Origin of the sequence: Pseudomonas sp. GM49 (assembly GCF_000282355.1) — a bacterium.
GTDB lineage: Bacteria > Pseudomonadota > Gammaproteobacteria > Pseudomonadales > Pseudomonadaceae > Aquipseudomonas.
This window is the reverse complement of record NZ_AKJL01000272.1, coordinates 134,247-143,192: the sequence shown is the minus strand read 5'-3', so window position 1 is coordinate 143,192 and position 8,946 is coordinate 134,247. Positions and strand designations below refer to the sequence as shown.

Here is an 8,946-nt window from a genome sequence, read left to right as displayed (position 1 = left end):
GGCGGCGATTGAACAACAACAGCGCGGCTGCCGCGACCGCCAGTACGCCACCAATCTGTAACAGTGTCTTGTACGGCCGCAAGGCCGAACGCGCAGCGTCGGTGACTTGAGTCACGTAGCGTTTGTCGGCGTTCTCGAAGTCGGGATACGGGCATTGGTGGCCGAAATCGGCGGCCCATTCCACGTAAGGCCCTTCTTTGACATAGCGCTGATAAATCGCACTTTGCTCCTCAAGGCTGCTGTTCCACCCCGACGCTTCGCACAGCACCGCTGCGAACGCCTGGCTGGTGTGAGGCAAGTTATCCGCGGCCTTGCTCGCCAACGCCGTGGCCACGAAGCGATAGTGGTAACGCCGATCTGGCTGGGCAGCACTGGCCTGCTGGCGCTTCACTTCATCCTCGGCCACCAATGGACCGACTTTGAGTTCGGCGTTTTCGAGAACGAAGTTACCGCCGAACGTGGCGTAATCCGGCGCCGTTTCATAGCCCAGAATGTCCATGCCCCACTCGCGTGCCGTCCAGGCCGCATTGAACAGCGCAGCGGCGCGACGGGTCGGCCACCAGGCTGAATCAGCCGCCAGACGTTGCTCGCCATACAACCTGGCCTTGTGCCGCAAGCCGTCATTGTCGAAGTACACCAGCGCTTGCTCGTAATGCCCCTCGCGCAACAAACGCCGCCCCAGCAGATTGCGCAGGCTCGCCGCCACCGGCAAGGGCACGTAATTGTCGCGTTCCTGCTGGCTGAGCGGCGGCGGAGCGGGCACTTGTGTGTCGACGTAGTGCTTAAGTTCTTCGAGGGTCAACACGCGCTCGGCGACGGTGGCGGCGTCGAACCAGTAAATGCCTTTGCTGCGATACAGCTGATCGAAGGCCTGCAGGTAGTCCCCGCGTTGCAAGGCCAGGATCGCACTTTCACCCTCGACCCGGCATTTGGGCTGAAGTGTTTCGTAATCGAAGTCCGGGGTCCGTCGCTCGCCCCAGGATTCATTCTGCGGGAAGGCCTGGGCTGCTTTGGCATAGGCTGCGGCGGCCGCGTTTTTATCGCCCTCGCGCACCGCCAGTTTTGCCCGCAGCCACCAGGCCAACCCGCCATCGCCGGCATGCTCAAGGAAAGCCTTGGCGCTGGCGTAATCGCCCTGTTGATAATTCATCGCCGCGAGGCGGTCGGCGTTTTCAAGACTGCCGCGAGTGCTGTTTTGCAGCAGCTTGATCATTTTCTGTTCGTTGGGTGGTTGATCGCCGAAGGACCAGCCCAACCGGCTGATCAGCGATGCAGTCACCAACTGCTGCACGGGCTGGCCCTTGAGCAATTCGGCCACTTGATCCTCCGGCAGCGCCATCAAGTCTGCCATCAACAGCTTCAGCGATTCGTAGCCCACCGTGGAGCCGTGCAGATTTTGCGTGGCGTACAGCTCGATGGCGCGGTTCCAGTCGCCAGCGGTGCGCACCACCCGGGCTTCTTCGCCGAGGCTGGCGACACCCAGTTCCAGCGGATCGCTGAAGCCGTCGATGCTCAATTGCCGGGTTTGCTCGAAGGCTTTGCGGGATTGTTCGAGCAGATCCGGCGCCGCATCGGCTTCGGCACTCATGGCGAACAACGCGCGCCCCAGCGAGTAAGCCGCCCAGGTGCTGCGCGAGGCCCGTTGCTCGGCGGGCAACGCCAGCACTTTCTTGAAATACCCGGCGGCCAAGGCAGGATCACCCGTACCAAATGCCACGGCGCCCGCCAGGTACAACCTGAGCTCCGGCGGCAGTTGCGCTCCTTCGGTTTCAACCTGATGGGCATCGGTCAGGCTGCGCAGGTGTTTCACCAACACTTGTTGCTCAGCGGACAGTCCGGCCTGCTCGGCCTGATCCCGTTGCGCTACAAGGTCAGGTTCATCGCTGTAGTTGGCGCCAGCGGTGACGTTCTTCAAGCCGTTGATGGCGTGGCCGAGACGGCTGATTTCAAAGCTGAAGTTGCCTTCGGGCAGTTCCGCCAGCGACTGGCCACGGTTGTCCAGCAAGCGCATGGGGAAGTCCGGGCCGCAGGCCAGCGCCGAGCCCAGCGGCAGGCTGAGGCTCAGGCAAAGCAAATGACGCGGCCAGTTACGGGTGAACATTCGAACCTCCTTGATCAATGTGTGCGCAGCGAGCCCAACCAATGGCACGCTGTCCGCCGGCCGGTATTCGGCCATCGCGCAGGCGGGTGAAGGTAAGCAGATCCGGACGCTGTTGCAACGCGTAACCGGCCAAGGCATCGGCCCCTTCACAGCAGCTGACCGCGAGTGTCAGGCGTTCGGGCCAGGCGCTGTCGAGGTTGCCCTGGTTGCTGAGGCCGATGTCATAGAGGCCATTGTCGGCCGAGAGTTGCAGCGTCAACTGACTGTCGAGGACATCGGCACGCGCCACGGCGCGCAAGGTGGTCAAACTCCAGGCCCGACGGTCGTTTGCCAATGGCAGGCGAAACCAGATCAGGCCCGCCAGATGTTCGGGTGGATCGGCACGTAACTCGCTACCGAGGGTGCGCAACGACAGCGGATCGGCGAGTAATTCCCGGCGCAGGCCTTCGCGCTCCAGCGTCACTTCGCTTTCCACAACCGGTGCGCCGTCCACCGACGGCAGCAGTGCCACGCCATAGGCCGGTAGCGCCAGATAGAACGGTTTCGTCGTGATACGGCTCCAGGCCTTCGCCCATTGCCAGGCCTGATCGGCATCAAACAAACCGCGACGCGGATCGCTCACCGCGTGCACCTGCAGCACGCTGCTATCGACTGTGGATAACAGCGCCGGCAGTTCGCGACTGTCGAGCCAGGACGGCAATGCGGTGATGCTCAGGGGCAGCGAAGTCGGCAACGCTACGCGCAATTGCGCCAGAAACCGGCGATACGCCGGTAGCCGGGCGTTACCGGCGTCGTGGTCGATTTCCACGCCAACAAGGTTCAAGCCTTGTTCCTGCCAATCGCTGATTACCTGGCGGATCTGCGCTGTGACCTCCTCCTGATCGAGTGCCTTGAGCTGCCCATCCAGGCGCACCACCGCAATCACCGGCCGCCCATCGCGCCTGAGCAATACCGGATCAATTCGGGCCCGGCTCCAGCCGGCATTGGGGAAGGCCTGCAAGGCCAGCACCCGCAACGTCGAAAAATCGGCGCGGCTGTCCCTGAGGGCGGCGGCGTGGGCCTGCGTCCACTGCCGCTGCCAGATGTAGAGTTGCTGATCCAGCGGCGGTGCGTCGTGCCTTTCGCATCCGGCGGTCAGCACCAGCGCCAGCAGCAAGGCGATCGAGCGAGTGAAAAAAACCATTGAAACGCCTGTCCCTGAAATGCAGAAAGGGCCGCGTTAAGCGTTTGCACACCGCAAACCTTGTGGGAGCGGGCTTGACCGAATGGCATTAGCCTATGCGGCCCTTTTTCGTTCTGCCCCTACCCTACTCAGCCATCGACCGACGGGCAATGTTCGCCTGCAATGTTCCTTCAGATATCCAGCACCAACGGCTGCGCCCCCTGCGCCGGAATCGCACAGCAAATCAGTACGTGTCCGTCATCCGGCACCTCGGCTGGCGGCAGTGGGTAATGCACCTGACCGCTGACCAGCCGCGTCTTGCAGGTGCCGCAGGAGCCACCGCGACAACTGAATTCCGGACGCAGGCCCCGGCTTTCCGCCAACTCCAGCAAACTGCCGCCCTCCGGTTGCCAGCGAGCCTCCTTGGCCGAGCGCTGGAACACCACGGGCACGGACGAGGTGGCGGCTGGCGGTTGCTCGATGACCACCGCATCGGGGTCCGGACGCCGGCGCAAGGTCGACGGGCCGAAGGTTTCGGCATGAATCCGCGAATCGCGAATGTCCAGTTCGCGCAGGCCGTCGTACAGCGCCTGGGTAAAACTTCCGGGGCCACAGACGACAAAATCCAGCTGATCGTAATCCTCGACCGTCAGCAGATCCTTGAGCAGCGCGACGTCGATCCGTCCACTGAGGTCGAAGTCCTCTCCTTGCACCGCCTCGGCTTCCGGTTGGCTGAGCAACCGCACCACCCGCACCGCGTCACCGGCGTCTTCGAGCAAGCGATCCAGTTCGCGGCGAAACGGCTGGTCGGCCAGCGTGCGCGAACTCTGGATAAACCACGTTGGGCGGATACGGCGCGTGCGCAATCCCTGGTAAACCACCTCGCGCAGCATCGACAGCAGCGGCGTGATACCCACCCCGGCCGCCAGCAACACCAGTGGCCGACGCTCATGGGGCGCCACGGTGAAATGCCCTTGCGGTGCTCGCGCCTCCAACAGGTCGCCAACACGGATCTGCTCATGCAAATGCGTAGACACCCGCCCGTCTCGCTTCACGCTGATGCGGAAAAAATCATCGGACGGAGCGCTCGATAAACTGTACGTGCGGATATGTACATCGCCGTCAATGTTGAAGCGCAGGGGCAAATGCTGCCCGGCCTGGAACAGTGGCAAGCCGGCCCCATCGGCGGGCTCCAGGTAAATCGAGCGGATGCTGTGGCTTTGCGCTTCAATCCGCGTCACCCGCAACGGCCGCCATTGATCGCCCAGGGCTTTGGCCTGCAAACGCGCCGTGGCCTGCTCCCAGGTGCCGGTGAGCAAACTGGTGGGTGATACGCCGTCGAAACGCCAGCGCAATGCCAGGGCGGCGGGGCGACGTACGACTTGCTCGACATCGATTGTCCACAGACGCTCAGCCCCCTGGAACGCCTCGACCTGCGGGCCCTCCAGAATGATTTCGGTGCGCCCGCTGAGCTGCAGCACATCACCGGTATTGAAATCGATGAATAACAACCCGGCCCGGGGATTGAGCAACAGGTTGCCCAAGGTATTGAAATGCAGGTTGCCGGCGAAATCCGGAATGGTCAGGCGATTGCCTTCCACCTGTACGAAACCGCTCTGACCGCCACGGTGCGATACATCCACCGAGCGCTCGCCGTCGACATCCACATAACTGGCAACGAAGAACGTGTCCGCCTCGGCAATCATGGCTTTGGCCGCATCATCCAGCCCGCTGAAATGCTGAGCGACACGCGTCGAGGGGTCGGCCAGCGGCACCGAGTGAAACTGGCGCAACTGAATGTACTGCGGGCAATTGCCAAAGGACTGATCCACCGTCACCGCAAAACCGCCCGTGGTCATGGCGCGGACATGCCCGTTGATGCGGTTGCGACGACGGGTGTGCAACTCGATGCCCAACAGGCCGATGGCCGCGCCGTCGCTCAACTGCGCGGGATCATCAAAGGTCGGCAGGCTGCGAAATTGCAGCAGGCCAGGTTCTGGCGAGTGTGCGAAACCGGGCTGGCCTTCAAGGATACTGGCCCAGGGATGACCGTCGGCATCCACCGCTCCGTACAGCATGAAGGGCAATTGCTGATAGAACGTGCGGTGCTGGTCCGGCATCTCGCTGCGGATCACCTTACGACCGAAGACTTCCATTCGTTCGGCAACGCCTACATGCGCCTGCAATTGTTTCTCGCCGGCATGCCAGGGTGAACGGTCCATATGGCTTCTCCCCTGCGCCAGTGGCGCAGAACGGGGCGGCCCGGCAACTCCGGGCCGCCAGCATCAGGCAGTTTTTTGCAGACCGGCGACGGTGCGCGGCATGCCGACAAAACCCGGTAAGGCTTCGATGCGAACCAGCCAGGCGCGAATATTGGCGTACTCGTCCAGCGACACATTGCCCTCGGGCGCGTGGGCGATGTAGCTGTAGGCGGCGACGTCGGCCACCGTCGGCTCGTTGCCAGCCAGATACGGCGTATTGGCCAGTTCGTGATCGATCACTTTGAGCACGGTGTGGGCGTAGGCAATCACTTCTTCAGCGTTATAAGGCGCGCCAAACACGGTGATCAATCGTGCCCGGGCAGGGCCGAAGGCAATCGGACCGGCAGCCACCGATAACCAGCGCTGGACCTTGGCGGCCTCCACCGGATCAGTCGGCAGCCAGCGACCGTTGCCGTACTTTTGCGCCAGATAAACCAGAATCGCGTTGGAATCGGCCAACACCACGCCCTGGTCATCAATCACCGGCACCTGACCGAATGCATTGAGCGCAAGGAACGCCGGTTTCTTGTGTTCGCCCTTGGCGAGGTCAACGAAGATCAATTCGGTCGGCAATTGCAGCAGGGACAGCATCAACTCCACACGATGGGCGTGGCCGGAACGTGGGAAGTTGTAGAGTTTGATCGCTTGCATGGTCGACACCTCGGGTCAGTGGTGCTGTTCAGGAGAGAGCAGCGCCGATGGGGCGTATCTTCCACTCACATCCAAAACAACAGAATCACCAGCAAACGCAATCCATTATTTCATTGGATGAAATAACTCAGTGGTTGAGCGCCGGATGCTCGCGCAGTGTCTTTACCGCGAAATCCACAAAACTGCGCACCCGGGCCGGCGCTTTGCGTCCACCCTGATAGAGCACATGGATGGGCAATGGCGGCAGTTCGAAGTCGGCCAGAATGATTTCCAGCTCACCGGCGGCCACCTTGCTCGCCACTTGATATGACAGTACCCGCGTGAATCCCAACCCCAAACTGGCTGCCGTGATGGCCGCCTGATTCGCCGTCACCACCAGCCGCGGTTCAGCCCGGACACTCAAGGTTTCGCCGTCTTCAATGAATGGCCAACTCCTGAGTTGGCCAATGGCCGATGTCGCAATGATCGGCGCCTGGGCCAGTTCCTGTGGATGCCTGGGCCGACCATGGCTGGCCAGAAACTGTGGCGATGCGCAGATCACCCGCCGCACCTCGCCCACGCGGATCGCATGCTGATTGCTGTCAGGGAGTTCGCCGATGCGGATGGCCACATCGACGCCCTCCTCGACCACGCTCACCACCCGGTCCACCAGCATCGCGTTGATGCAGACCTCGGGGAACTGCGTCAGGTAGTTCACCATCAACGGCGTGACAAACAGCTCTCCAAACAAAACCGGTGCGGTGATGGTCAGCTGCCCACGGGGATGGATATGGCTACCCGCTGCCGAGTCCTCCGCTTCCTGCACCTCGGCGAGAATTCTCCGACAGTCCTCCAGATATCGCTGACCGGCCTCACTCAAATACACGCTGCGCGTCGTACGTGTGAGCAATTGCGTGCCAATACGCTTCTCCAGCGCTGCGACCGCTCGGGTGACGCTGGCCGCCGACAGGCCCAAACGCCGCGCCGCCGCCGAAAAACCCTGGTCCTGGGCGACGGCTGCGAAGACCTGCATTTCCTGGAAGCGGTCCATGGGCATGTCCTCATTTCAGATAGATAAATCGCAACCGAAGGCCGGAATGTTAAGCGCAAGAGTTCAACAACATAGTTGAGCGTCCGACCATCAAGTAAATCAATGGGCTACTGCACTCTAGCGCCTGCGCAGTAAAAACCAGGCGTGTCACACACCTCAAAAAACGGACCGCGGATTATTGATAATTATTGAGGATTATTATCTTGCGACGAGTGCAACTGTTCGCAATTATCCGGACCAGCCTGCTGCAACGGTTAATACCTGACAGGAAAAACGAGCCATTGGCACTGCGTCAAACCGATCTCCAGGTAAAGGCTCATCAGCGGGCGCCATCAACTGCAGCACGATTCCGGTCTGCCTGAACAGGCGGAATATACGACTGCTCCTATACTACAAGCCACCCTGTTGCCTATTGAGTTTTGATAGGTACCTCGTTGAAATTTTCCCGACTTGAAGTAAAGCGTTATTGGGTTGTTAACGCTTGGACGGCTGTCCGTCGATCCTGTTTCAGGATTCACGTAGTGGGGAAGAGTTGAACTTCAACTGGCTGGCCAACCTGTGTGACACAGCAAGGAGTTCGAAAATGTTGCGCACTAACATTTCCGCTAGGGCACTGTCCGGTGGTTTGCTCGATGTACTCATTCGCGCCGGGCTCATTACGGTGCTGGTACTGTTCTGCTTCCAGATCTTTCACCCCTTCCTCAACCTCATGCTCTGGGCACTGATTCTGGCCATCACCCTGTATCCACTGCATGCGCTCATCAAGCGCAAGCTGGTCAACAAGGACGGTCATGCCGCCACCCTGATCGTGGTGGTCGCCCTGGCCTTGCTGATGGTACCGATCTACCTGCTGGGCACCTCGATCAGTGAGTCGATCCAGGGCACCCTGGCTATCCTCAAGTCCGATTCGCTGCAGATTCCGCTACCCAGCGAAAAAATCGCGTCCCTGCCGCTTATTGGCCAGCCGCTCTATGACTACTGGATGCAGGCCGCCACCAACATGAGCAGCGTGTTCATGAAGCTGATGCCCTATATCAAGTCCATCGGCCTGACCTTGCTGGGCAAAATGGCCGACGTTGGTGTGGGTTTTCTGTTGTTCATCGGCGCCCTGATCATTGCCGGCGTGTTCATGGCCTATGGCGAAAACGGTGAAAGAAGCGCCCTGGCCATCACCTCGCGCCTTTCCGGACCGGAACGTGGCCCACGCATTACCGAGCTGTGCACTGCCACCATCCGTGCAGTCGCCCAGGGCGTGGTGGGCATCGCGTTCATTCAGATGTTGCTGGTAGGCGTGGGCTTCGTACTCATGGGCGTCCCCGGTGCCGGGCTGCTGGCGATGGTTGCGCTGTTGATGGGGATCATGCAATTACCGGTGCTGCTGGTGACCCTTCCGGTAATCGCCTATGTCTTCGCCACCGATGGCACCACCTTGGGCACCATCGTGTTTGGCATCTACAGCCTGATTGCCGGGATGGCCGACAACGTCCTCAAGCCATTGATGCTGGGTCGTGGCGTCGATGTCCCGATGCCGGTGATTCTGATTGGCGCTCTGGGCGGCATGGTGAGCGGCGGCTTCATCGGTTTGTTCATCGGGCCGGTAGCGCTGGCGGTGGGTTACCAACTGTTCTGGCAATGGGTCCAGGACCAACCGTCGGCCGAGGTACTGAACGAGACTCCCCAGATCGACGCGGTGAACGAGACACCGAAAGTAGAGGCAATGAACGATCAGCGTCCCCTCTGA

6 protein-coding genes are annotated in these 8,946 nt (G+C 61.0%); 1 reads left to right on the top strand and 5 read right to left on the bottom strand.

Features of this window, described 5'->3' with window-relative positions; genetic code table 11:
• The 5 genes from PMI29_RS05475 to PMI29_RS05495 form a co-directional block, all read right to left on the bottom strand.
• Positions 1–2,101: hypothetical protein (locus tag PMI29_RS05475; protein ID WP_008002355.1), on the bottom strand; the 2,101-nt coding region annotated here is incomplete at its 3' end.
• Complete coding sequence (locus tag PMI29_RS05480; protein ID WP_008002353.1) at positions 2,088–3,284, bottom strand: DUF3142 domain-containing protein; 1,197 nt, start codon at positions 3,282–3,284, stop codon at positions 2,088–2,090. The genes PMI29_RS05480 and PMI29_RS05475, both read right to left, overlap by 14 nt.
• 170 nt (positions 3,285–3,454) lie before the next feature.
• On the bottom strand, positions 3,455–5,485 hold the full coding sequence (locus PMI29_RS05485) for a pyridoxamine 5'-phosphate oxidase family protein (protein WP_008002351.1): 2,031 nt from the start codon (positions 5,483–5,485) through the stop codon (positions 3,455–3,457).
• 63 nt (positions 5,486–5,548) lie between these two features.
• Positions 5,549–6,175 (bottom strand): glutathione S-transferase family protein, encoded by a 627-nt coding sequence (locus PMI29_RS05490; RefSeq protein WP_008002349.1) that lies wholly within the window; start codon positions 6,173–6,175, stop codon positions 5,549–5,551.
• A gap of 127 nt (positions 6,176–6,302) precedes the next feature.
• On the bottom strand, positions 6,303–7,205 hold the full coding sequence (locus PMI29_RS05495; protein WP_008002347.1) for a LysR family transcriptional regulator: 903 nt from the start codon (positions 7,203–7,205) through the stop codon (positions 6,303–6,305).
• Between the two features lie 583 nt (positions 7,206–7,788).
• On the opposite strand from PMI29_RS05495, the gene PMI29_RS05500 reads away from it, so the two are divergent.
• Complete coding sequence (locus PMI29_RS05500; RefSeq protein ID WP_008002345.1) at positions 7,789–8,946, top strand: AI-2E family transporter; 1,158 nt, start codon at positions 7,789–7,791, stop codon at positions 8,944–8,946.

Excerpts from the sequence above, each read along its gene's own strand:
- PMI29_RS05480 (WP_008002353.1), bottom strand. The coding sequence starts at position 3,284 with ATGGTTTTTTTCACTCGCTCGATCGCCTTGCTGCTGGCGCTGGTGCTG.
- PMI29_RS05485 (WP_008002351.1), bottom strand. The coding sequence starts at position 5,485 with ATGGACCGTTCACCCTGGCATGCCGGCGAGAAACAATTGCAGGCGCAT.
- PMI29_RS05490 (WP_008002349.1), bottom strand. The coding sequence starts at position 6,175 with ATGCAAGCGATCAAACTCTACAACTTCCCACGTTCCGGCCACGCCCAT.
- PMI29_RS05495 (WP_008002347.1), bottom strand. The coding sequence starts at position 7,205 with ATGGACCGCTTCCAGGAAATGCAGGTCTTCGCAGCCGTCGCCCAGGAC.
- PMI29_RS05500 (WP_008002345.1), top strand. The coding sequence starts at position 7,789 with ATGTTGCGCACTAACATTTCCGCTAGGGCACTGTCCGGTGGTTTGCTC.